Genomic DNA, 24,594 nt, shown 5'->3' with positions numbered 1-24,594 from the left:
CTTACAAAAGTGATAGTGATTTTAAGAAAAAAAACGCGCTGCAGCATACAGCGCGTTACATGTTAACAGATCGAATCTTTAGGACTAGGGTTCTTCAAACCGAATAGGGGTCTGATGAACAAGGCTAGACCTGTTCCTAGAAGGGCCATAATCATCCATACATATCCGTGCAGGCTGAAGGAAGCAATCCCGCCGAAGTATGCACCAATGTTACATCCGAAAGCAAGGCGAGCACCATATCCCATAAGTGCGCCTCCGAAAATAGAGGCTATCCCAATGCCTGGTTTGATTTTACCTGGTTTGAAATTTCCTTGGAAGCTTGCTGCTATGAAGGCACCAAGGATAATTCCAAAGTTCATGACACTGGTTGAATCAGCTAGCACGGTCTGATTGAGTGCTGTAGTATTACCTTGCCAGTAGGTCCAACTTGCCACGTCAACACCGAAGGTCTGCAAGAACTTGGATCCCCACAATGCGAATGCAGAGGTGATGCCCCAAGGATTACCTCGTATTGTAAGGGTTAGCGCATTTAGTAATCCTAAAATCACAGCTGCTAAAAGTAGTGGCCACGCCCCGCGCCATAACCGTTTAAGACCGGAAGTTGTGGCTAAGGGTGCCATTTTAGGCGGATTTTTTCTCTTCGCGATTTTGACAGTTATTCCGTAGATTCCTAAAAAGACAGCAATCTGGACGATCCAGCCACCGAAATATCCAAAGCCTGTGGACTCGGCTAAGGAGATAGCCGGTAGAGATGGTAAGCCTCTCCAGAAACCGATGTGATAGGCACCGAGTACAGATCCTCCAATAAATCCGAGTAGGGTCAATATCATCGACGACTTACCGCCACCTACTGTATATAAGGTACCGGAGGCACATCCTGAACCGAGCTGCATGCCGATCCCGAATAAGAATGAACCGAATACCACACTCAGTCCCACTGGGAACACATAGCCTTGAGGGCTGTTACCTGTAAAGCTGAAACCTGTAGATAAAATAATGGCAAAGAAAGTGCTGGCTACTGCAAGCATGAGCAAGTGTGCCTGAAGTCCTTGTACGTTCCCAACAGACATGAGCCTCCTGAAAGCGGATGTGAACCCAAAGCGAGCATGTAGTAATGTGAGTCCAAACGCTATGCCGACTATAAACAAGACCCCTTGTGTTGCATTCGTGACCGTTACGATCATGATGAACAACATCAGTGACAATATGGCCCCGAACCAGACAAAAGGTTTCTGTATAGGGTTTAACGAGGATACCTCAGTTGTCGGTGCCCACGTATTGGAATGTGATACATTTTGTGTAGACATGACCAATCCTCCTAATTCATATTTGTTTACTTGGTTTTAAACAAGGTTATTTTAACGGACAACTCGTCTATTTGTAAACCTATCTGCATAGACTAATTGTAAAAGATAAGATGTGCTACTTTTACTTAGGCTTAACACCGAATTTAAGGACAAGTAGTAAACTGGACGTGAAGACAGGGTACGTATTAAAAATATTGGAGGGATGTCCTATACCTGTCGTTAACCGATTTTTCACTCGTTTGTTTTTCCTTGTCAATTCAAGATCAAGTCGAAGAACGGCGTGGAGAACATCTGGTGCTCCCCCCCCAACATAAATGAATACTTATAAGCTGCGCCTTCAAAAGTCGCGGCTTTTTTGTGTGAAGATATTTATCTTTATACGCGTTTTTAAATAAAAAGGACAGGGTTAATCCAAAATAGGATAGGGTATTGTTTTACAGGTATTAATAGAAAGGAGTGTGTATCCATGCCAAAAAAAGACGAGTGGCATGTCATTTTTTTATTGGATAGTAAGCGAGTTGTTACCCACGACTTGGAGTTGAGTGAAGCGATGGATGAAAGGGAAGCCTCTGAATTCATTGTGAAGCAGTTAGATCGTGGAACATGGTGGTTTCTAGAGGATGGAGTTGCCCTCCATACGCGCGGAGTAGAAAGCTTTTACTTAGACAAATGTGCCAAAAGAACCCGTTTTTCCAGAGATTAAAAAAAGAGGGAAGCTCCTTATAGGAGCTTCCCTCTTCCGTATTTAGGATAAGATTTCAACTTCTATCTGCCGTCTACCGAATTCCATTGCATCAGATTGTCCAGGAATAAACACATCGATACGATGTCCTTGGATATCCCCACCAATGTCACCAGCAACAGCAATTCCGTATCCTGGAACGCGGACCTTGGATCCGAGTGGTATGATATCAGGGTCGACTGCGATTACTTTCTTATTTGGATTGGCACGAAGGTCGATACCCGTGTAAGTCGTTCCACTGCAACCTTCACAGAAAGCCGTATAAGCAGTAGCTTCAACGTTTACAGTCGTTTTCGATTGCTCGGACTTCTTCTTCGGTTCACTGAATCGTTCAGCATCTGATTCTTTCTTCTTGAGTTGAACCTCTTTTTCTTTTACTTCTTCTATAGAAACACGTTCATCTGCGTGAATGACTGTTGGGTTTTCGCCACCTAGATATAATATGCCTAGTGTATATAGTACGGTCATACTTAGGAGAATTCCTAGTTTTTTCATCATGTCATACTCCTTTAATGTGAATTCATTAGAAGTATAACAAGTACGAAATCACTATATCAAAGTCAAAGGTGAGTCATTTGTATTACACTTTAATGACAAAAATGACTTTAACGGGATGTTCCTTTGCGTTTCTTACCACAGCAGGACGAAGGGCGTGGTGGTTTTTTCTTAGACTGGTTTTTATTGTTTCGCTCTCCCATAATGACACTCCTCTCCCTTGGAATTAAGGTAGTATATGCACGTCTCGTTTGATTGACCGTGCGTTTGACATGAGACTTTTGATGGATGTGCATTCCCTTTATAATTAGTAAAGAATAGCTGTCGAAATAACCTATTCACATGCTATAATAAGAACGATGGAATATATTCCAAGACGTTAGAATTAAAGGAGGACGGGCCCATGTTATTTTGTCCTCACTGTGGAAGTGAAGTGAACGAGGGCTCCCGTTATTGCTCCCAATGTGGTCAACAATTAGAAGGGGATCTAAAGAAACCTATACATAAGTCGGAAGATCGAAAGAAGCCTTGGCTGCCTGTTTTACTGCCAGTGTTGGTAGCCCTTTTGACATCTGCCGTACTTTTTTTTGTTTACACTCATGAGCAAGGGGTCAACGAAGAAGTATTGAAGAGCAAACAAGAAGCGGAGGAACTCGCATTATCCGGTCATTATGCGGATGCTGAAACCATGCTGGAAAAAGCTGCGGAACAGCGTCCCAACATTGAAGCATTTCAAGAAGACTTGGATAGTGTACGCTCTGTTCTGACCTTGCAAGAGGATATGAGTCAGGTGGAAACTATGATTGAGGATCAAAAGTTATCTAAGGCGGAGGAATCACTATCTGAAATACAGAAAGTGATCCAAGAAAAAGACAGTCAGCTATTTTCTACCTTAATCCCGGAAATGAACAACTTGGATTCGCGAATTACCGTGATGACTATAAATAAAGAACTGAGTCGTATGACGGATATTGATGAACTAGCGGTAAAACTGAACGAACTATCAGGTTTGAATTTGAAAGAGGCGTCTCAAGTAAGGGAGAAAATCACGGAGAAAATGATTTCCTTGTCTACCAAACAAGCAGAAAAGGCATTGAATGAGAAACAGTATAGCGAGGCTATATCTTCGGTAGACCAAGCCCTTCAATACGCGGGGAATAATCAAAAGTTATTGCAACTGAAAGAGCGTATCAAGCAGGAGAAAACTGCTTTCGAGGAGAAGCAACAAGAACGCTTGGAACAAGCGATGCAGCAGGCTGCAAAGGATGAACTAAAGAATCAAACAGATGCATTAGAGGTAGTGGAAGTTTCCATAAAGAAAGATGAATTCGGTGATTTCAGTGTTCAAGGTAAAGTGAAAAGCGTCGCTACACAAATCATCAGTACAGTAACGGCGACTTACGAGATAAAGAACAGTGAAGGTAAGGTAGTGAAAAAGGATTCGGCAAAAGTCTATCCAGTTTATTTGAACCCGGAAGATGAAGGTACATTTGATAAGGTGTATTATAAGCTGAAGGGAAAGAACTACAAAGTCGAAGTGACAGAAATGGAATGGTTAGTAGAGTAAGGAGGCGATTCGGTGAATCGTGCTTGGATCATCAGTCTTGCCTTAACTTTTTGTGTATTAGTTGCGGGTGGCATAGGGTTATATTATGTCATTGATAAAGTACCTGCTCAGATTCAAGCAGCACCTGTACTAAGTGACCCGCAAGTGAACAAGAGTAGTGAAGAGCAAGTTCCGAAGAAAACAAAAGATATTATATATGAATCTCAGAAACTAGTCGTTCAAATAGAATTAGAGGACGGCAGTATCGGCTCAGGTTTCTTGTATAATGAGCAAGGCGACGTCATAACGAATGCTCACGTTGTAGCAAATAATAAAGACGTTACTGTCATGACTACGGAGTCGAAAGAGATGCCGGGTGAGGTAATAGGAATAAGCAGGGATACGGATGTAGCTGTCGTCAGAGTTCCCGGCTTGAAAGGCAAACAGCCCCTCCCGATACTCGAAGAGGATAACGTAGAGCTTCTAGATGAAGTTCTTGCGCTTGGAAGTCCTTTAGGTCTTCAGAATACCGTTACTCGAGGAGAAATAAGTGGCTTGAACCGTCATCTTCAAATCGATCCATTTGAGTACGATGATGTGTATCAGATTTCGGCACCAATTTCGCCGGGAAATAGCGGTGGTCCATTAATAAACAGTAATACTGGCGAAGTAATCGGAATCAACAGTGCAAAGATAGGTCAGGAGACAATCGGGTTCAGTATTCCGATAACAAGTGTTCTTCCGATGGTGAAGCAATGGAGTGAACAGCCGATGGAATCGCTGCCGGACTTTCCGGAACTTACTTCCTCATCCAGTGCAAAAGGCAACGTAACGGATGCGGAGCAGGCTACCTATCTGGTGCAGTACTTTTACGATAGTATCAATCAAGGGGATTTCGTAACAGCGTACTCTTTATTGGGGAATAGCAGACAGGAAGAAACTTCCTTCGAACAGTTCCGCTCAGGGTACTATAATACTCTTTCGGTCAAAGTGGATAATTTAGTAGCAGACCCTAAAGATAATAAAATCGAAGTTACTGCTTTTCTAACTGCTGAGGAGACGAAAAATGGGGAGGTTTCTATTAAGAAATACAAGGTTACCCACCCTGTCAAATATGAGAATAAGTCCTTGAAGATCTTCGAGGGAAGTGGCGAAGAATTAACTGCTGAATCGAAATCGGAATGAATATAAAGAAGAGGCTGGAATGATCAATCAAATCATACCAGCCTCTTTTTTTGTTGCGTGCTCTTTTTGGGCTATCTGTTGTGCACTTCATGTGCTACTCGGATCCCGGATTCGACCGCTCCTTCAATCCAGCCATGAAAGGAAGAGGTGTGCTCCCCTGCGAAATGCAGACGCCCTTCTGGTGTTGCTAGGTTTTCCTCAATATCCCTGCTCTGACCTGGTGTGAACAGCGTGAAGCACCCGGCTGAGAATGGATTGGCGCTCCAATTGAACACCACGCTTGAAACGTATTGTTCATAGACTTGCTCCCCATAGATTTTCGATAAGGTTTGCATGATTTCATCAATAATCTGATCCTTTTTTAAACTGTTAAATAACAATGCATTTTGCCCCCAGCTATAGCTTGCAAGCATTACAGCAGGCTGGGAAGGATCCGCGGAAGCTCGAGGGAGGTACATGAAACGTAAAGGCAGATCGGTAAGAAGGTTATCATACGGATACTTCTCCCAGAATCTTGTCTTAAATTCAATGCCTACCTTAACAGCAGGGACAATGGTTAGTTCTCTTATCGCTTTCCACTTATTAAACGAAATCGAATTGTAGGGATCGACTTCCATGAATTGAAAAGCTGTATATGGCACCGAAGAAATGACGTAGTCGGCCTGCCAACACCACTTTTGCTTTGTTCTAGTATCTGTTGATTCTACAGAAACACCTTGGTCAAATTGGGTTATTTTTACCACTTTTTGGTTGAAATAGATGTTGTCTTTTAATTGCGGATAAAACGAGTAAGGAAGTCGATCGTTTCCTCCGGTAATTTCAAAAAACTTCGTTTCATCACCGAATATAGGGTAAATGATGTCTGTCAAAATATCGACAAACGAAAACTCTGGAAACCCTTCGATTCCAAGCAGCACGTTGATTTTACGAACGGCTGTTTCTGAAAGGGAAGGACCGAGGGGGTTGTGTCGCAAATATTCCCCCATAGAGTATCGGGAATATTCTTTTCGTAGCTGTTTTTGTTCCTCCGGGGAGCTGTTCTTGTACAAAGTCAGGAAGTATCCTACAGCTTCTAAGAAAAGAGTGGATGCTGTCTTTCCTTCTTCAGATTCGTTTAAAGGAAAGTTTAGGATATCAGGGTGTTCTTCATAGTACTCCCGGGTCGTCAAAATATCATTGACGAATATTAAGTCCTTTGAGGAGGAATTTAGAAATTTGTTTATCGGTAAATCGAATTGTTTAATGTATGTATGGGTCAGCAGGTGATTACCAGGAATCCGCATTGCCCCCACGTCTAAGTAATTGCCCTGAGTAAAAGGTTGTCGAACAGTGAATACTCGTCCTCCGAGCCTTGAATTTCCTTCTAAGATTGTCACCTGATGCCCAGCCTTCTTCAGCAATGAACCGGCAACTAATCCAGCCATGCCTGCCCCGATGATAATCAGCTTCTTGGGAGCCGAGCCCGCTTGAAGCCCATCTTGGATTATGTGAATCATGTCTTCAGGATAAGATAGAGACGATGAATTGTTCATAACACACCACCTTTTTACTTATTTATGATTTTTTGGAAATGAATATGTCGGTCACTTTAATCATAAAATCTTTTTTCTCTACATGTAATATAGGAAAAGAGGTGAGATGGATGCACGAAAACCAAACTTCCATACCTGTCTTGTGGGTGAGTGGCATGGGGCGAGTCAAAGTGGAACCGGATATGGCCGAAGTGAAAGTGGGGGTCGTGACGGAAAATCAAAGCTTGTCCGTTGCTCAGTCGCAAAGTGCAGAAGTTGTCACGAAACTCATTCAATCACTGCAGGAAGCCGGTATAAAGAAGCAGGATATCCAAACCGATGAATACTACATTTTCCCAGAATATGACTATCAAGACGGCAAGCAGGAGTTCCGAGGGTATCGAGTGACGCATATACTGAATGTGACTGTGGATAACATTCGAAATGTTGGAGCTATTATTGATCTTGCTGTATCGAACGGAGCGAATCGAGTTTCCAATGTAAGTTTCCATGTCCGAAACCGAACTGAGTATGAACAAGAGGCGCTTAGACGCAGCTTATACGACGCACAAAGAAAAGCACAAACTGTATGCCAAACGCTGGGAGTCCACTTATATCCCGTTCCGATCAAGATCGTAGAGGGAAGGAGTGATGTCAGGGAGGAGAGGCCTGTAACGTATGGGAAGACAACAGTTTTGAGCAGCGCAAGTACACCAGTTGAAGCAGGTCAAACGGAGATAACGGCTCAGGTTCAGGTACAATTCACCTACTATTCTCCTCAATAAGGTTGTCGTTGCTGCACGAAAAATTACTCCAACAAAAAAAGTTGCGTAAAGCAAAAACTTACCTTACAATATCCCTATGCATATTTTGACGCGGACAGGAGGTTTCTATGAATGGTTGAAAATTTGATGCTCGCTTTTGGATTGACATTATTAGCTGGATTGGCAACAGGTATCGGTAGCCTGTTGGCTTTTTTTACATCCACTACTAATACAAAATTCCTATCGTTAGCGCTAGGCTTCTCTGCTGGAGTCATGATCTATGTCTCGATGGTTGAGATATTCTTTAAAGCACAAGATGCACTTGTTGGTTCGATGGGAGAAGTACCTGGTAAGTGGTTGACTGTTGCGGGTTTCTTCGGTGGGATGGTTGTGATTGCACTCATAGACAAATTGATACCGAAGGCAGGTAACCCACATGAAGTAAAAAAAGTGGAGGACATGTCCAAATCACAATCCTCCATACAAGATTCCAATCTACTGAAGATGGGAACGTTCACAGCCCTTGCCATTGCAATTCATAACTTCCCCGAGGGGATTGCAACGTTCACAGCAGCACTGAACGACCCGACACTTGGAATAGCGATTGCGTCGGCTATTGCTATTCACAATATACCGGAAGGCATTGCTGTTTCGGTGCCGGTGTATTTTGCAACTGGAGATAAGAAGAAGGCCTTCAAGCTTTCTTTCTTAAGTGGACTTTCAGAACCCTTGGGAGCGATATTGGCGTATTTAGTACTGATGCCGTTTTTGAATGATGTGGTATTCGGCATTCTGTTCGCCGGTGTTGCAGGTATCATGGTGTTTATTTCATTAGACGAATTACTGCCGGCATCCAGGCGCTACGGAGAAGCCCACTTGTCTATTTATGGGGTCGTTGCTGGAATGGCCGTTATGGCACTCAGTCTGCTTTTGTTTATTTAAATATCTTTCTATCTATAAATAAGTCCGATCAGCGGTGTGTCTCACTCCTGATCGGACTTTTATTATAACGTAATATTTGTTTTTCTCTTCTGGAAGTCGACATCCTGGTAATAGGTGTTCTTAACTAGCACATTCGGCCCTAAACACTGAACAGCTGGACAGTGGCAGTTTAGAGATTGTGCGGTTTTTGTACCCATCCATTGATCATACGCTTCAGGAAGGGAGGTGGTTTGGATGTTTCCTAGTCCTGGTTCATCTCCGAAGTCTGTTACGATGATATCACCACTGAAAATGTTGACATTTAACCTGGATCTTCCGTCTGGGTCATTTCTAACGGAAACATTTTTCTCTTGGTAAAGCCTTGTGAGGAGATCCAAGTCCTCTTGAGAAGAGCTGCAAGGATAGTAAGGAAGCGTTCCAAATAACATCCAAGTGTCTGGATTTCGGTGGTCTAGTAACCTAAGGATTCCTTCACGCATTTCGTCAAGACTCAGTGTCTCCAAACTGCTGGCGAAATCAACCGGATACATAGGGTGAACTTCATGACGAGCACACTTCATTTCAAGAATATGGTCATGTATTTCTTCTAAGTAAGGGAAAGTTCTCTTATTCAACATCGTCTCTGCTGATACAAGGACCCCTTGATCAGCTAAGCGTTGAGAATTCTCGACCATTCTATCAAAGAACATCCTTCTGCTTTTTTCAGGTGGCTTCTTTTCCATTCTTGCAAACCCAGTATGGATAAACTCATCAATTGTACCCCAGTTGTGCGAGATATGTAACACGTCCAAGTAAGGGATAATATCAATATAGCGCTCATACGGCAAAGTTAAATTAGAGTTGATTTGTGTTCGAACTCCGCGGGAATGAGCATATTTAAGAAGTGGTAAAACATAGTTCTCTACAGACTTCTTGGACATCATAGGCTCTCCACCCGTAATACTTAGTGTTCTGAGATGGGGGATTTCATCCAGGCGCTTTGTAATCAGTTCCATTGGTAAAGCCTCTGGGTCTTTTGATTGAAGAGTGTAACCGACAGCACAGTGCTCGCACCTCATATTACAAAGAGTAGTAGTTGTAAACTCTATATTTGATAAAGTCATAGATCCATGCTCTTGGACATCCATGTATGCCTCCCAAGGATCATATTCGGGAGTCAAGGATTGAAGCCTCATATTAGTCTTCATGAATGAAACTTCCTTTCTAAAAAAATAATCATAACGTTTATTCTATCATTATTCTGGTAAGAAACCTAGCATTCCTAAATAAGAGGATTACTTGTTATTAGAATCGAAAGGTATAGAGGTAGGAGGAGATTTGAGAATGAAACAAACGGTGTTAATTACAGGTGCATCAAGTGGCTTTGGGTATTATACAGCACTGAATTGTGCGAAAAGAGGTTTTCATGTCATTGCCACTATGAGAAATATGGACAAGGCGAAACTATTCGAAGAGAGCGAAGCAGCCGAAGAGATAAAGAATAATATTGAAGTATGGCAGCTGGATGTTACGGATGCACTCTCACTTGCTCATTTTAAAGAGAGGGTTCGAAACCTTACGAGGCTAGATGTACTTGTGAACAATGCTGGGTTCGCAATCGGAGGATTTGTAGAGCAAGTTCCTTTAGAAGCGTATAGAAGGCAGTTTGAAACCAATTTATTCGGTGTCATTCAAGTCACTCAAGCTGTTCTTCCTCTCATGAGAAAACAGGGAAGTGGAAAAGTCATGAATGTGAGTAGTATCAGTGGTCTGATCGGCTTTCCTGGTCTGAGTGCTTATGTATCGTCCAAGCATGCCTTGGAGGGATGGTCGGAAAGTTTGCGCTTTGAAGTGAAACCATTCGGAATAGACGTAGCGCTTATAGAACCTGGTTCTTATCAAACGAATATTTGGTCAACAGGAATGGAGCTGCCAGAAGAAGTGCACAACCCTGATTCACCATATGCCTTTTACGTTAAAGGGCTTTGGGATGCACTACAACAAGAGTCTCCAGGAAAGCCTGAACAAGTTGCTGAATTAATGGGCAAGCTGGCGGGTCGGACTAACATTCCGAAACTCCGATATCCGGTTGGGCCAGGTGTGAGAATGAATTTATTATTCAAGACATTACTACCTTGGAAATGGCTCGAAAGAATCGTCTTGAAAAAGCTGCTCCGTTAACTGTTTCCTTCTCTCTTTAAGAGGGAAGGTGCAACATAGAGAGGAGAGATTAGAATGGAGATTATGCGCGGAGCAGAAGAAATTAAATACGAAGGAAATGAAGTGGGGGTACTTGTATCCCGCGGTTTCACAGGGACTACTCAGAGTATTCGACCATTAGCGGAATCCTACGCCAGAGAAGGCTACACGGTATGTGCACCTCGTCTGAAGGGGCATGGTACCACTCCTGAAGATATGGAGACTACTACATATCATGACTGGGTTGCATCGGTCGATGACGCTATGACATGGCTTTTGGATAGATGTGGATCGGTATTTGTAGTAGGACTGTCTATGGGAGGAACGTTGGCTCTTGAAACTGCTGTTCAATATGAAGCAGTAAAAGGAATAGTCCTCATTAATGCAGCAATTGAGATTCCTGCATTGAACCATATCGATTCGAATAATCAGCGTTTTATCGAACCGATCGGAGCAGATATCAAAAATGAGTCATTTGAATTGACATACGATAAAACACCCGTCAAGTCGGTGGAACAACTACAAGATCTAATGTCCGAGGTCAGAGAGAAGCTCTCTAGTATTCATTGTCCTATTCTGTTATTTGTTTCGGATGAAGACCATGTTGTTCCTCCTCATAATTCAGAGGTCATCTTCCAGTCTGTGTTCTCAGAGCGAAAAGAACTCGTCCATTTAGAGAACAGTTATCATGTTGCCACCTTGGATTACGACCAAGATCTTATTAAAGAGCGGAGTTTAGAGTTTTTCCAAAGGTACACTAAAACCAGAGCTATGGACTAATAAGATAATCAGTACGTTCTTTGTTTTCGTCTCATCGTGCTGTCTGTTAAGCAAGGAGGAAGGGTATTCGTGTTTCACCGTAGGATTTTGTTTCTTGTAGAGGTCGCTATTTTTGCAGCACTTGCCCTACTGTTAGATGTCATACCATTCTTATCCTTTAAAGTATGGGCGCAAGGCGGTTCTGTGTCGTTCTCGATGGTTCCTGTCTTCTTAATGGCATTTAGATGGGGCATGAAAGGTGGAATGACAACAGGGCTGCTGTTTGGCTTATATCAAATTTTTGCAGGTGCCTATATAGTGACCATTATGCAGACGCTGCTGGATTACTTCATTGCATTTGCTGCAATAGGTGTATCAGGCATAGTTTCAGGTCCTGTTCAACAAGCGATCAGCGCACACCGGAAAAAAGGCTGGATCCTGTGGATGACCTTAGGGTGTTTCATAGGCAGTGTACTGCGGTTTGCTGCTCACTTTCTGGCGGGCCTGATCTTTTACGGCTCCTTAGCACCTCCCGGCCAACCCGTATGGCTATATTCTTTAGTGTATAATGGGGGCTACATGTTACCGGCATTCCTATTAAGCACACTTGTTATGATTTTGTTACTCTCTAAGCGACCAAAACTTCTATTATCGTGAATCTATAACGCTCAACTTAGAGCGTTTTGATTTTTGTATCTAATTAGACTATAATCTAATTAGATAGTCATTTAATAAATAAGGGGGCAATCTTATGCAATTAGAGAAAATGGTCGCATTTCATAAAGCAGTAGGCGATCCTACCAGGCTTCGTATCATCGCTTTGCTTAGGAATGGCCCGCTTCACAATCAAGTTCTTGCAGATAAACTCGGATTGAGGGCACCGACGATTACCCATCACCTTAAGCGATTAAGGGATACAGGGATGGTTTACACAAGACGTGACAAGAACACCATCTACTATTATCTGAACGAGAAAACATTGGAACTGATGGCTACCTCCATTCTGAAATTAGGAGATGATCAATCAATGCAGGCAAGCGAAATGAAAATGACCAATCAAGAGCAACAACGGATTTTACAAAACTTCATGACGGAAGATGGACAATTGAAGCAGCTTCCGAGACAGTTGAAAAAGAAACTCGTCATTTTATCTTATTTTGTTCAGGGGCTGGAAGAGGGAAGAGTATACGAAGAGAAAGAGATCAATGATTACATTCAAACATTCTTCGATGACTTTGCCACTGTAAGGAGAGAATGGATTATGCAGCAGTTTATGTATCGTGAACATAACCGCTATGAGAGGAACCCGGTCGAAATGTGGCCAATGAAGGTGGAAAGGTAGCTACGGCTGCCTTTTTTTATTTGAAGAAGCCTACAATCGATTAAAGGTTTGATTCTTGCAGATATAGGTAAAATATAGATTACTATGGTTTGGGGTGAAGCGTATCTATGAAACAAGGAACTAGCTTATGGAATGTATCGCGGGTTGAGTGCGGGGAGGTGACGGAGCTCCAGGATGAAGTGGCTGTCGAATTCCCTCTTACACTCGTTGTGAACGGGAAGGAATTCGCCACCATGGTCTGCTCTCCTTTAGATTTGGAGGTTCTTGTCATCGGTTTTCTAGCTTCTGAGGGCATCATACGTCGTAAAGAAGATATTTCCAGTCTGTCTATAGACGAGGACACAGGTTTCGCTTATATCGAACTAACAAAAGAGGTGCCGGTCGTCTCCACGATGGAAAAGAGATGGATCGGGTCATGCTGCGGAAAAAGTCGTGCATTCTATTTTCAGAGTGATGCCAAAACCGCAAGAACGATTATGAACCATTTCCAGTTGGAGCCGGAAGTCTGCCTTCAGTTAATGAAACAATTCCACGCAGAAGCTCAAGTGTTCAAAAAGACTGGTGGTGTGCATCAAGCCTCCATTGCAACAAGAGAGGGGCTTGAGGTTACTTTTGCAGATATAGGGCGTCATAATGCTTTGGACAAGTTACTCGGACACATGATTCTTCATCAATTAAGGAACAAAGAACACACCGTTTTATTCAGTGGAAGAATCTCTTCTGAGGTTCTCTTGAAAATTTCGAAAATGGGGATTGGATTTCTGCTTTCCAAGTCAGCACCCACCGACCTCGCTCTCAAACTAGCAGAGGATTTGAACATCACAGCAATCGGTTTTGTACGAGACGATCGGATGAATGTGTACACTCATCCAGAGCGATTGAAAACAGATGTCGCTCCGTCATTTGCAGAAATGAACAAAGGAGGAATTGACGTTGATTGAACGCGATCATACAGTAGTTACAATAAATGGAACCGAGTATTTGGGAGAGCCCGGCCAGAACCTTTTGGAGTTAATCCAGTCTTCTGGGCAAAGTGTCCCGGCAATCTGCTATACAGAGTCGCTTGGGTCTATTCAAACATGTGATACTTGCATAGTTCAGGTGAATGGAGAGCTTGTAAGGGCTTGTGGGCAAACAGTTGAAGCTGGAATGAGTGTGCAGACAGAGCTGCCTCATGTACATAAATCACAGAAAGAGGCGCTCGATAGAATCCTAGAGAAGCACGAGTTGTATTGTACCGTTTGCGATTATAATAACGGCTCGTGTGAAATCCATAATACAATGGCCGAATTCGGCCTCGAACACCAGTCAAGACCATTTCAACCTACCACATACAATCGGGATGAATCGGGATCTTTTTACCGTTACGACCCAGATCAATGTATTTTATGTGGGCGCTGTGTAGAAGTTTGCCAAGATGTCCAAGTCAATGAAACGTTAACGATTGATTGGGAACGCCAAGAGCCGAGAGTCATATGGGATAACGACGTCCCGATTGATCAATCTTCATGTGTGAACTGTGGGCAGTGTTCTACAGTTTGCCCTTGTAATGCAATGATGGAAAAAGGGATGGAGGGAGAGGCTGGCTTCTTGACTGATCAGAAACCAGGCATTCTTAAATCCATGATTGAATTGACCAAGAAAGTTGAGACGGGTTACGGGCCACTGTTTGCAGTGTCCGACACAGAAGCTGAAATGCGTGAGTCCCGAATTAAGAAGACGAAAACGGTCTGTACGTATTGTGGAGTAGGCTGCTCATTCGATGTATGGACAAAGGATCGGGAAGTCTTGAAAGTTGAACCACATCCAGAATCGCCTGCCAATGGAATTTCTACTTGTGTGAAAGGTAAATTCGGATGGGATTATGTTAATAGTGAAGAGCGATTGCAGAGACCTTTATTGAGAAAAGGAGACCATTTTGAAGAAGTTGAATGGGAAGAAGCGATTGGTTTCGTAGCAAAACGGATGAAAGAGATCAAAGCGGAGAAAGGTTCCGATCACCTTGGATTCATTTCATCATCTAAAGCGACCAATGAAGAATCCTACTTGATGCAGAAACTGGCTCGCCAAGTAATTGGAACAAATAATATCGATAACTGCTCTCGCTATTGTCAAACACCAGCCACAAAAGGATTGTTCCGTACAGTAGGTCACGGTGGGGACTCTGGATCGATCGATGATATTGCCTCAGCGGAACTCGTCATGACGATTGGGTCCAATACGGCAGAATCCCACCCGGTTCTTGCTTCCCGCATTAAACGGTCGCAAAAACTCTTTAACCAAAAGCTCTACGTTTTTGATTTGAGAAAACATGAAATGGCAAAGAGGGCAGACAAGTTCATTCAACCGAAGTCCGGAACAGATCTAGTCTGGTTGTCTGCTGTAACCAAGTACATTTTGGATCAGGGATGGGAAGATCGTTCTTTCCTCGAAAATTGGGTGAATCACTTTGAAGAATACCGTGAAAGCCTTGAGCCTTTCACGTTAGAGTATGCATCTGACATGACAGGGATATCTATAGAAGAGTTGAAGCAGCTCGCAGATACCATTGCGCATGCAGAATCTGTAGCTGTCTGTTGGGCGATGGGTGTCACGCAGCACATGCGTGGAGCGGATACTAGTACGGCGATTTCCAACTTGTTGCTGATCACTGGCAATTATGGCAAACCGGGAACTGGTGCGTACCCTCTGCGTGGTCATAATAATGTTCAAGGGTGTAGTGATTTTGGAAGTATGCCGAGCTTCTATGTCGGTTATGAAAAAACCACGGATGAGGACGTACGTGGAAAATATGAAAAAGCCTGGGGTGTTGAGCTCCCTGGTGGTACTGGAAAGGATAATCACCAAATGATTGAGGCGATCCATGACGGTGATCTTTCCGCAATGTACGTTATGGGAGAGGACACTGGGATAGTGGACGCTAACATTAATTACGTTACCGCCGCGTTTGAGAAGTTGGATCTATTCATTGTACAAGACCTGTTTTTGACGAAGACTGCAGAGTATGCAGACGTTGTATTACCGGCTTCTCCTAGTCTTGAGAAGGATGGTACTTTCACAAACACCGAACGACGTATTCAACGTCTATATAAAGCTTTAGAACCGTTAGAAGGAACAAAGCCTGATTGGCAGATCATTCAACTTATCGCACAAGCGCTTGGGTTTGATTGGGGATATTCCCACCCATCTCAAATCATGGAAGAAGCAGCAGGTCTTGCGGAGATGTTTGCTGGTGTTAGTTATGAACGTTTACAAGGGTATCAAACGCTGCAGTGGCCGGTTCAAGCAGACGGGACGGATGAACCTTTGCTATTCACGGATGGATTCCCATTCAAGGATAAAAAGGCGAAGTTATTCCCGCTTGAATTTGAATTGCAGTACGATACGAGTGAAGAATACGACCTTCATGTCAATAATGGTCGCTTACTGGAACACTTTCACGAAGGGAACATGACGTATAAGTCCGAAGGGATTGCCAGAAAGACTCCGAATGCTTTCATAGAAGTTTCCGAGGAGTTGGCAAAAGAACGAGGAATATCAGAAGGTGCTGAAGTGAAGCTGATTTCGGAATCGGGAGAAGCGACAGGCGTTGTCACTGTGACCGATCGCGTGAAAGGAAAAGAGATTTTTCTACCTCTTAACGATAGTGGAAAATCGGCAGTCAATTTCCTTACTGATAATCGAGTGGATAAAGACACGAATACACCAGCCTATAAGGAAATAGCAGTGAAGATGAAAGTGTTGAAGAAGAAAGGGAAGTCTCCGATTCCTCCGAACAACCATCGTCGTGGTCATCCTGTTCCACAAATAAGCGTAAGAGTTGAGGATAAGTGGAAGAGGGAAGATTATCAATTTCCAGGAAGTCAGGTGAGGCGCTAATGGGGAAGGCTATTACAAATATTAATCGGTACTCCGTATCTGAAGAAGAGAAAAGGGACAAAGATTTTGCGGAAGTGAAAGAAGCGGTCGCTGACAATAAAGATGCTATTTTAAAAGGCATACAACTGTTAAAGGCTTTGGAAGAAGGCGGAACTCTTGATACTGCTTATGCTTTTACGAATGCAAAACGAACGGCTTTAGAACGGGTTGTTCAAGAGATTAGTAAAGAGCAGTACACACCACTTCTTGAGAATTTACCGAGTTTAATTTTCCTGATAGGCGAACTGGATGTAAATGGAATTCGTGACCTCACGAAGCGGTTGAATAAAGGGATTGAAGAAATGGAACAAGTACCATCAGATGAAAAGTCTAACGTACTAGATGTGATGAAGGCTTTAAAGGATCCAGATGTGAACCGTAGCCTGACGATGATGCTAGGATTTCTTAGAGGTATGGGGCGGTCTTAGATAAAATAAAAAGAAACGTTCAGCTTGAATGAAGCTGAACGTTTCTTTTTTGCTGTTCAGATATCTAAAAAGAACCATACGATCATGATCAGTTGAATGATAATTTTTGCAACCGTACCACTCAAGAAGCCAAGAAGCGACCCTATTGCGGCTTTCATAGCCTCATTTGTTGTCCGTTTCTGGACCAATTCCGTGATAATCACCAGTACAAATGGCACGATGATGATCCCGAAAGGAGGTATGATGAAAGATCCTATGATGACACCTATTGCTGCTAATCGCTCTCCCCACTTGCTACCGCCATACTTTTTCACAAAGTAACTGTTAGCAATAATATCGGATACAATGAGAACGATTGTTAAAACAACAACGCCTATCCAAAAGAACATGGACAATGAATCTCCGTCTATAAAGAAGAAGTACCCTAAAAATCCGATCCAGAGCACGAGAGGAGCGGGGATGATCGGAAATATAATACTTGCGAAACTTGCTATGAAACAAGCGATGATAATAACCCAGATAATGATTTCCATAAGTGGACCTCCAACTTTCTTTGATGTACGTTTTAACTACGTTATTAAAGAGAGATAAGTTTCACTTTTTTTGCAGCCAAAAAGCCAGGCATCTGCCTGGCTTTGGATTTTCATTATTTTAGACCCAGGTCTTGTCGGTCAGGTGGAGCCATGAATTCTGGACCGATAGGATCTTTCACATGTTTAAGAAGTATCTCATCGATATCATGTAGTGTTTCTGTATCAATCTGAAAGTCCGATACGTCTTCTACCGGGTCAAGTTGATCCGGACGTCGACCGCCCATCAAGGCAATTCCTGATCCTGGCTGGTCCAATACCCAGCGCAATGCTAAATGAAGTACACGTTTACCGAATCGATCCTGAGCCAGTTTATCGAGTTCGTCAACAGCGCTCAGGTATTGTTGGAAACGAGGCTGTTGGAATTTAGGATCATTATTCCTAAGGTCATCTCCTTCGAACTCTCGACTCTCAGACATTTTGCCGGATAATAGACCGCGACACAATGACCCGTAGCTGATTGTCGTGATATTATGATCCTTTGTATAGGGAAGTGTCGAGTCTTCAATATCTCTTTCAAACAGATTATAGGGAGGTTGCAATGTGTGTAAAGGAGCAGCTTCTCTGAATATATCCATCTGCTCTGGAGAGAAATTGCTGACTCCTATTGCTCTGATTTTCCCTTGTTTATAAAGGTAATTCAGTGCTTCCGCTGTTTCGTATATCGGTGTCATAGGGTCCGGCCAGTGAACCTGATAAATATCAATATAGTCAGTTTGCAAACGGTTGAGTGAGTCTTCTACTTCCTGATGGATTCTCTCTGTTCCCGCGTTTCGAAAGACAGAATCATCCTGCCAGTCCATTCCGACCTTTGTTGCTAGTACAATATCTTCTCGTTTACCATATTGTTTCAATGCCTTGCCCACAATTTCTTCCGAACGGCCAAATCCGTATACTGGCGCTGTATCAATTAGATTTATTCCTTTATCAAGTGCGGTGTGGATCGTTTTAATGGATTGCTCTTCATCCGTACCACCCCACATCCATCCTCCAATAGCCCACGTACCAAGTCCAATTCTACTAGCTTCTAGGGATGTATCACTAATTTTTATTTTTTCCATTTCAAGCACCTCCAAAACAATTCCTACTCATGAAGATACCCTTTATAAAAATAAGTTAATCATCTCAATAATTCTCCTTTTCTATTTTCAGAAAATTAAGATATAATATTGGAAAAGATATTTAGGGGGCGAAGTAATGGAAACAGCCAAGGAATTTGAGGTTCGTAGTCCAAAGAGGAAGCCTTGGAAGAAGTACGCATTAATATCAGTAGGTATCGTTGTTTTGTTGATCGCAATAGCGCTAATTTTTGTAAACGTTTACATAAATCGATCATTACCCCAAGTGCAAGGAGAAGTAGAGATCAATGGATTGGAGGAGCAGGTCACGGTATTGAGAGATGATCAGGGTGTCCCTCATATCAAAGCGGAGAATGCTCATGACCTATTTCTTGCTCAAGGGTATGTTCAAGCCCAAGACCGGTTATTCCAGATGGAGCTAGCAAGACGACAGGCGTCTGGTACTTTAAGCGAAGTGGTGGGGGAGGCTACAGTGGACCAGGATAAATACTTCCGAACACTAGGTCTTCGTAGGGCAGCGGAAGCATCATTGACTAGCTATTCAGAGGAGTCCATGGATGCATTGGAGGCATTCTCAGATGGAGTGAATGCTTATATAAATGACGCGAGCACTAATCATCGCCTTCCTCCAGAATTTGCTCTAATGGGTATTGAACCTGAAGCTTGGGAACCTGTCGATTCATTGACAGTTGGTAAGTATATGGCTTTTGACTTGGGGGGACATTGGGAGCGACAGGCTTTCAACTATTACTTATTATCCGAATTTAATGAAGAAAAAGCTTATGAATTATTCCCGACGTATCCGGAAAAGGCTCCAACCATCTTAGGAGAGGTCGGTAAGGTGGACGTTGCTTCGAGTTTCAAGGATGCAGTCATTCCTCATGCATTCAATGGAAGTAACAATTGGGTAGTCAGTGGAGAACGTACATCATCAGGTGCACCTTTACTTGCTGATGATCCTCATTTGGGGTTGGCAACACCTTCCATTTGGTATCAGATGCATCTACAATCTCCGGAGTACAATGTCTCTGGTGTCATCTTTGCTGGGATCCCAGGAATCATTCTAGGTCACAACAGTGATATTTCTTGGGGGGTAACGAACGTAGGACCAGATGTGCAGCAGTTGTATTTAGAAAAAAGGAATCCAGATAACCCGGATGAGTTCCTTTATGAGGAGGAATGGGAAGAAGCGACCATTCACAAAGAGCCTATTAAGGTCAAAGATGCAGATACCATTGACTATGAAGTGACGGAAACAAGACATGGTCCCATCGTAAGTGAGTTTGCTGAGCAGAGTGGAAAAGACACATCCATGACATTACGTTGGACTGCGTTAGATCCAACGACAGAACTAGAAGCGATACTCGAAATTAATCGGTCCACTAACTGGAATCAATTCGAAAAGGGTCTTGAAAAGTTCTTAGCTCCTGCGCAGAACTTTGTATTCGCTTCAAATGACGGAACGATCGCTTACAAGGCGAATGGACAGATTCCTATTTATGATAATCCTGATGATGCATTGCTACCAATGCGCGGATGGAAAGAAGAGGATGAGTGGAAAGGGTATATCCCGTTTGATGAATTGCCGAGTATAGTGAATCCTGAAGAAGGATTTGTCGCAACTGCTAATAATAAAGTGGTTGGGGACGATTACCCTTATCATATCAGCCATAACTGGGCTCAACCCTATCGTTATGAGCGAATTGTACAGTTATTAGAAGGAAAAGAGAATTTGAAAGTGGAAGACTTTCAAGAGATGCAGATGGACGTTCATAACTTACAGGCGGAAGAGTTTCTACCGTTTATGCTGAGTCATCTTAGTCGCGAAAATCTATCACACCAGGAGGAAGAGGCTGTCAGTCTATTGGAGGGTTGGAATTATGAAGATGACAAGGACCTCACCCAACCATTGCTTTTTCACGCTTGGATCTCAAGCATACAGGATGTGCTATACCAAAGTTCAATACCTGAGGAAATGAGAGGACTTTTCCACGGTTCTGGTCAAACAACGGATGAACTGCTACGAGACGTGCGAGAAGGGGAGGACTCTGTCTGGATAACAGAAGCAGGCGGAATCGAACAAGTAATGACTACTTCATTTAACCGAATGATTAGCGAACGGGTAGAAGACCTCGGAGAGGACGTGGAGCGCTGGACATGGGGAGATGCACATGCTGTTGCCTTCACTCATCCATTGTCCAGTATCGGGTTCCTGGAACGATTCTACAACCCGGAAGAACCAAAGCCTGTAAGTGGCAGTAGGGTAACGGTGAGAGCAGCTGGTTATGGAGAGGATGGAATCGTTGACCATGGAGCATCATGGAGATTCGTATCAGATTTATCGAAACCTTCGTTAGGTCACCATATCGTTGGACCGGGTCAGTCAGGGCACTTTCGGAGTGCGTGGTACCACGACCAATTTGATGACTGGGTAGAAGGGGCGTATCATGAGACGTCTCTACAAGAGACGTCTGGTCAGGAATTGATGCTCACTCCCGCAGAATAATCGATCCAAATCAAGGGAATGTCACGTATGGGAAATACCCATCGTGACATTCCCTTGTTTGTATCAGTAGTAAAAAATAGTTATTTGTGCCACAATATATAAAAAAGTAAGAGGAGGGAGAAGCATGCACGAATTTCATGATGCATTTATTCAGATATTAATCTTGCTCGCTATTTCCGTTACTGTCATCGGAATTGCGAAGCTGTTAAAAGAGCCATACTCCATCGCACTAGTAATTGTTGGGTTGATATTAGGACTTACTGAACTCCCTTACATTGAAGAAGCGGAGTTTTACATAACTCAGTCAGAAGTCTTTCAAGCTACAGTCATTTCACTGTTTCTTCCTATATTATTAGGGGATGCTACTTTGAAACTTCCCTTTCACCATTTGTATCATCAACGGAAGCCTATCATTGGACTTGCATTTGTTGGTACGTTTCTTTCCTTCGTCACAATAGGTGCAGCTTCCTATTTCTTGCTGGATCTTCCGCTTATTGTGTCATTCACTTTCGCAGCATTGATGAGTGCGACAGATCCGATAAGTGTATTGTCCATCTTTAAGTCTCTCGGGGTCTCTCAAAAGTTATCGACCGTAATGGAGGGGGAGTCTTTATTCAATGATGGTATTGCTGTCGTTCTATTTAAGATATCAAGTATCTACTTATTGACTTATATCGAAATGGGCTGGAGTGGTCTAGGGAGTGGGGTCCTCTTGTTCCTGCAATTTGCCTTAGGTGGAGCGGTTATCGGGCTCATAATCGGGTTTATCTTTTCACAAGTCATCCGGATCTATGACGACTATCCGCTAGAAATCGCTTTTAGTGCGCTGTTATTCTTCGGGAGTTACTTTATTGCTGAACACTTCCATACTTCAGGAGTTATTGCAGTAGTGGTGGCTGGATTCGTATTTGGAGATTATGGTGCCAAAATCGGTATGTCCAAGGAAACCAGGACTAATATCAATACATTCTGGGATGTTATTACTTTACTAGCCAATTCCCTTATCTTCCTAATGGTCGGGATTGAGATCCGCAACATTGACTTTGCTGACAGCTGGGGACTTATCGCCTTCGCAATTGTGATTGTGCTAGTAGGAAGGACGCTTGCCCTTTATATCAGCACGGGCTGGGTGAAAGATCTGAACAGGAAAGAAAGGTTATTATTGAATTGGGGTGGGCTTCGAGGAAGTCTATCTATTGCACTAGCTCTCAGTCTTCCTCTTGAGTTTGACGGGAGGGAAGAAGTGCTACTGCTAACATTCTCGGTCGTACTATTTTCGCTTCTAGTACAAGGCTTGACAATTAAACCTCTCGTTAAAAAATTGGGGCTTTCCTCAAAATAAAGAAAGAGAATCTAAGAAAAAAAGGAGGCTTTCCAAGAGCCTCCTTTTCTCCTTTCTATACAAAATAGTCCATGTAGTAAAAGAACGTGACGACGAGTGAAACGGCCGAATAGGCTAAGCATGTATAGAACCCAGTCGAGGGCAGGAACTTTTTAGTTTCCGATTCTTGTTTAATACCAGTGCTTGATTGAACCTGTAAATCGATGGCTTTCGTACTATGCCCACCCGCGGAATTGAAAAAGCGGATAGCAAAGGCTACTAGTAACCCAAGAAAAAATGAGAAATCGATAAAAGCAGAGTTAGTCAGCCAGGCTATTCCTGTATTGACTGCAAGCAAAAAGGCGACTGTCCATAAAATCATCATAATTTTCTTCACTCTAATCCCTCCTATCCGTTTATACGACTTAGAAGGTGAAAGGTTCCGAAAATTTAAAATATAAAACTGTCCCTTTAAAAAAAGCCACTCAGCAGAGTGGCTTTACATATAGCTTTGTAGGTTCTTGACAGCCTCGCTCAAGTTCTCATGAAGGACAAAGTCAAACTGATGATCACTATTGGTTGGTTCGTTGTTGATGAGAATTTTCGTCTGGTCTTTTGCATAATACGGCAGCATATTGAACGGAGTTACCTGCAACGAAGTGCCAAGCACAAGTAGTACTTCTGAACGATCGATTACTTGCTCCGCTATCTCGTGAGACGTAATCATATCACCGAACAACAATACGTTCGGCTTTAAATATCCACCGCATCCCTCACAAGTAGGGGTTTCTGCCGACATGATATGCTCGAGTGAAAAGACTGCCCCACAATCAGGGCAAGTTGCACCGCTTAAGCTACCATGGTACTCTATAACATTTTTGTTTCCTGCTTTGGTGTGAAGTCCATCTACATTCTGGGTGATGATGGTTACTTCGCGGTCTTCCGTTTCAAGAGACCGAAGGAAGGAGTGCACGCTATTCGGTTGATAAGATTGAACTAATTTCATCCTGAAAATCGCTTTATATTTCTTCCAGAAATCAATAGGGTCGTGGTAAAAATAGTCGGCAGACATATAAAACTCCCGTGACTCATCCTCTGACCATAACCCCTCGCTCGAACGGAAGTCTGGTATTCCGCTGGCAGTAGATACCCCAGCTCCCGTGAGTACTGTAAGGGATTCGCAAGATTTCAAATGTAAAGCAATCGTTTCGTACATGGCCGAACTCCTCTTTCTATCGTTTATTGAATCCCTTTCGCTGAACAAATTCTGTAACGTCCATTCTCATAGGGTGTGTGAAGCGTCGCAGCATTTGGTCTGTCCAGGAATCAGTACGATTGTTACTTCCTCTATTCAAATAATAGGCAGCAATCGTAGAATTGAATGTTTCTAATGGTTCCTCATAAGACTTGTATTCATTTTCGAAGTAGACAGCTTCTTTCGGCAAACGAGGCTTGCGGTCGGGCCGATGATCGGGAGTACCTATAACTAGACCGAACAATGGAATGACATGCTTCGGTAATGATAGGACTTGGTCTACCTTTTCTATGTTATTGCGCAGGCTGCCGATATAACAAATGCCTAGTCCCATGGATTCTGCTGCTAAAGCAGCATTTTGGGCTGCTAAAGCTGCATCTATAGCAGAGACAAGAAAATGTTCACTGTTCTCTATATTCGGAAGCATATCTTCATACTCCTCATCCGAAGCCTTGATGGTCACCCGGTGGAAGTCAGCACAGAATACAAGTAAATGACCGTTATCTTTCACATAATTTTGTCCCGATACTTCGGCTAATGCTTCCTTTTTGTGTTGTTCTGTGACACCAATAATGCTATAGGCCATCATATAACTCGATGTCGAAGCTTGTTGAGAAGCCTCTATGATTGTACTGATTTGGTCTTCGGTCAGCGGTATATCTTTGAATTTACGTATAGAGCGATGGTCAAGTATTGTTTCGATAACCTGGTTCATTGATAATCCTC

Annotated in this window: 23 protein-coding genes; 14 read left to right on the top strand and 9 right to left on the bottom strand. The window is 43.0% G+C overall.

The features are described 5' to 3' along the window. Positions 1-62: 62 nt before the first annotated feature. Entirely contained in the window at positions 63-1,307 is a 1,245-nt protein-coding gene (locus tag E4663_RS09215) for a YeeE/YedE family protein (protein WP_135327361.1), read from the bottom strand. 466 nt (positions 1,308-1,773) lie between these two features. On the opposite strand from E4663_RS09215, the gene E4663_RS09210 reads away from it, so the two are divergent. Continuing rightward, a complete protein-coding gene (locus tag E4663_RS09210) occupies positions 1,774-2,010 on the top strand; it encodes a hypothetical protein (RefSeq protein ID WP_135327360.1) in 237 nt (78 codons plus the stop codon). A 42-nt stretch (positions 2,011-2,052) separates the two neighbouring features. Here E4663_RS09210 and E4663_RS20365 read toward each other — a convergent pair whose 3' ends face one another. Further along, positions 2,053-2,544, bottom strand: coding sequence for a 3D domain-containing protein (locus E4663_RS20365; RefSeq protein ID WP_135327359.1), 492 nt, complete (start codon positions 2,542-2,544; stop codon positions 2,053-2,055). Positions 2,545-2,947: 403 nt separating this feature from the next. On the opposite strand from E4663_RS20365, the gene E4663_RS09200 reads away from it, so the two are divergent. Further along, on the top strand, positions 2,948-4,111 hold the full coding sequence (locus E4663_RS09200; RefSeq protein ID WP_135327358.1) for a zinc ribbon domain-containing protein: 1,164 nt from the start codon (positions 2,948-2,950) through the stop codon (positions 4,109-4,111). A 12-nt stretch (positions 4,112-4,123) separates the two neighbouring features. Further along, positions 4,124-5,275, top strand: a complete 1,152-nt coding sequence (locus E4663_RS09195; protein ID WP_135327357.1) for a S1C family serine protease — start codon at positions 4,124-4,126, stop codon at positions 5,273-5,275. A gap of 71 nt (positions 5,276-5,346) precedes the next feature. Here E4663_RS09195 and E4663_RS09190 read toward each other — a convergent pair whose 3' ends face one another. Beyond that, positions 5,347-6,807 carry a flavin monoamine oxidase family protein gene (locus tag E4663_RS09190; protein ID WP_135327356.1) on the bottom strand — a complete coding sequence of 487 codons (1,461 nt, stop codon included), beginning with the start codon at positions 6,805-6,807 and terminating at the stop codon, positions 5,347-5,349. 110 nt (positions 6,808-6,917) lie between these two features. Between E4663_RS09190 and E4663_RS09185 the strand changes: the two genes are divergently transcribed. Together E4663_RS09185 and zupT are read left to right on the top strand one after the other, a co-directional pair. Next, complete coding sequence (locus tag E4663_RS09185; protein ID WP_158290465.1) at positions 6,918-7,571, top strand: SIMPL domain-containing protein; 654 nt, start codon at positions 6,918-6,920, stop codon at positions 7,569-7,571. Between the two features lie 111 nt (positions 7,572-7,682). Then, a complete protein-coding gene (gene zupT / locus E4663_RS09180; protein WP_135327354.1) occupies positions 7,683-8,492 on the top strand; it encodes a zinc transporter ZupT in 810 nt (269 codons plus the stop codon). Between the two features lie 62 nt (positions 8,493-8,554). Here zupT and yfkAB read toward each other — a convergent pair whose 3' ends face one another. Beyond that, complete coding sequence (gene yfkAB, locus E4663_RS09175) at positions 8,555-9,679, bottom strand: radical SAM/CxCxxxxC motif protein YfkAB (protein ID WP_135327353.1); 1,125 nt, start codon at positions 9,677-9,679, stop codon at positions 8,555-8,557. A 136-nt stretch (positions 9,680-9,815) separates the two neighbouring features. On the opposite strand from yfkAB, the gene E4663_RS09170 reads away from it, so the two are divergent. From E4663_RS09170 to E4663_RS09140, 7 genes are all read left to right on the top strand, one after another. Beyond that, complete coding sequence (locus tag E4663_RS09170) at positions 9,816-10,652, top strand: SDR family oxidoreductase (RefSeq protein WP_135327352.1); 837 nt, start codon at positions 9,816-9,818, stop codon at positions 10,650-10,652. 54 nt (positions 10,653-10,706) lie between these two features. Further along, positions 10,707-11,450 carry an alpha/beta hydrolase gene (locus E4663_RS09165; RefSeq protein WP_135327351.1) on the top strand — a complete coding sequence of 248 codons (744 nt, stop codon included), beginning with the start codon at positions 10,707-10,709 and terminating at the stop codon, positions 11,448-11,450. 69 nt (positions 11,451-11,519) lie between these two features. Continuing rightward, positions 11,520-12,086 (top strand): energy-coupled thiamine transporter ThiT, encoded by a 567-nt coding sequence (gene thiT, locus E4663_RS09160; protein WP_079480517.1) that lies wholly within the window; start codon positions 11,520-11,522, stop codon positions 12,084-12,086. A 94-nt stretch (positions 12,087-12,180) separates the two neighbouring features. Further along, positions 12,181-12,771, top strand: coding sequence for a DUF2087 domain-containing protein (locus E4663_RS09155; RefSeq protein WP_079480516.1), 591 nt, complete (start codon positions 12,181-12,183; stop codon positions 12,769-12,771). 107 nt (positions 12,772-12,878) lie between these two features. Continuing rightward, positions 12,879-13,712 (top strand): formate dehydrogenase accessory sulfurtransferase FdhD, encoded by an 834-nt coding sequence (fdhD, locus tag E4663_RS09150; protein ID WP_135327350.1) that lies wholly within the window; start codon positions 12,879-12,881, stop codon positions 13,710-13,712. Then, positions 13,705-16,650, top strand: a complete 2,946-nt coding sequence (fdhF, locus tag E4663_RS09145; protein WP_135327349.1) for a formate dehydrogenase subunit alpha — start codon at positions 13,705-13,707, stop codon at positions 16,648-16,650. The genes fdhD and fdhF overlap by 8 nt, the downstream gene beginning before the upstream one ends. Then, on the top strand, positions 16,650-17,117 hold the full coding sequence (locus E4663_RS09140) for a helical membrane plugin domain-containing protein (RefSeq protein WP_079480513.1): 468 nt from the start codon (positions 16,650-16,652) through the stop codon (positions 17,115-17,117). Before fdhF ends, E4663_RS09140 begins: the two co-directional genes overlap by 1 nt. 56 nt (positions 17,118-17,173) lie before the next feature. Here E4663_RS09140 and E4663_RS09135 read toward each other — a convergent pair whose 3' ends face one another. Together E4663_RS09135 and E4663_RS09130 are read right to left on the bottom strand one after the other, a co-directional pair. After that, entirely contained in the window at positions 17,174-17,650 is a 477-nt protein-coding gene (locus tag E4663_RS09135) for a DUF456 domain-containing protein (RefSeq protein ID WP_079480512.1), read from the bottom strand. A 113-nt stretch (positions 17,651-17,763) separates the two neighbouring features. Then, complete coding sequence (locus E4663_RS09130; protein WP_135327348.1) at positions 17,764-18,768, bottom strand: aldo/keto reductase; 1,005 nt, start codon at positions 18,766-18,768, stop codon at positions 17,764-17,766. A 136-nt stretch (positions 18,769-18,904) separates the two neighbouring features. Here E4663_RS09130 and E4663_RS09125 point away from each other — a divergent pair, with 136 nt between their 5' ends. Beyond that, positions 18,905-21,292, top strand: a complete 2,388-nt coding sequence (locus tag E4663_RS09125) for a penicillin acylase family protein (protein ID WP_135327347.1) — start codon at positions 18,905-18,907, stop codon at positions 21,290-21,292. 124 nt (positions 21,293-21,416) lie between these two features. Beyond that, a complete protein-coding gene (locus tag E4663_RS09120; RefSeq protein WP_135327346.1) occupies positions 21,417-22,634 on the top strand; it encodes a cation:proton antiporter in 1,218 nt (405 codons plus the stop codon). A gap of 55 nt (positions 22,635-22,689) precedes the next feature. On the opposite strand, the gene E4663_RS09115 is transcribed toward E4663_RS09120, so the two are convergent. The 3 genes from E4663_RS09115 to nfsA all read right to left on the bottom strand — a co-directional run bounded on the left by E4663_RS09115 (position 22,690) and on the right by nfsA (position 24,583). After that, positions 22,690-23,010: a hypothetical protein gene (locus E4663_RS09115; RefSeq protein WP_135327345.1), complete on the bottom strand. Its 321-nt coding sequence runs from the start codon at positions 23,008-23,010 to the stop codon at positions 22,690-22,692. A gap of 102 nt (positions 23,011-23,112) precedes the next feature. Continuing rightward, positions 23,113-23,829, bottom strand: coding sequence for an NAD-dependent protein deacylase (locus E4663_RS09110; RefSeq protein ID WP_135327344.1), 717 nt, complete (start codon positions 23,827-23,829; stop codon positions 23,113-23,115). A 16-nt stretch (positions 23,830-23,845) separates the two neighbouring features. Then, entirely contained in the window at positions 23,846-24,583 is a 738-nt protein-coding gene (nfsA, locus tag E4663_RS09105) for an oxygen-insensitive NADPH nitroreductase (protein ID WP_135327343.1), read from the bottom strand. Positions 24,584-24,594: the final 11 nt, after the last annotated feature.

The organism is Halobacillus salinus, assembly GCF_004684905.1.
GTDB lineage: Bacteria > Bacillota > Bacilli > Bacillales > Halobacillaceae > Halobacillus > Halobacillus salinus.
The sequence above is the reverse complement of the archived record's forward strand: the minus strand, read 5'-3'. Positions and strand labels throughout refer to the sequence as shown.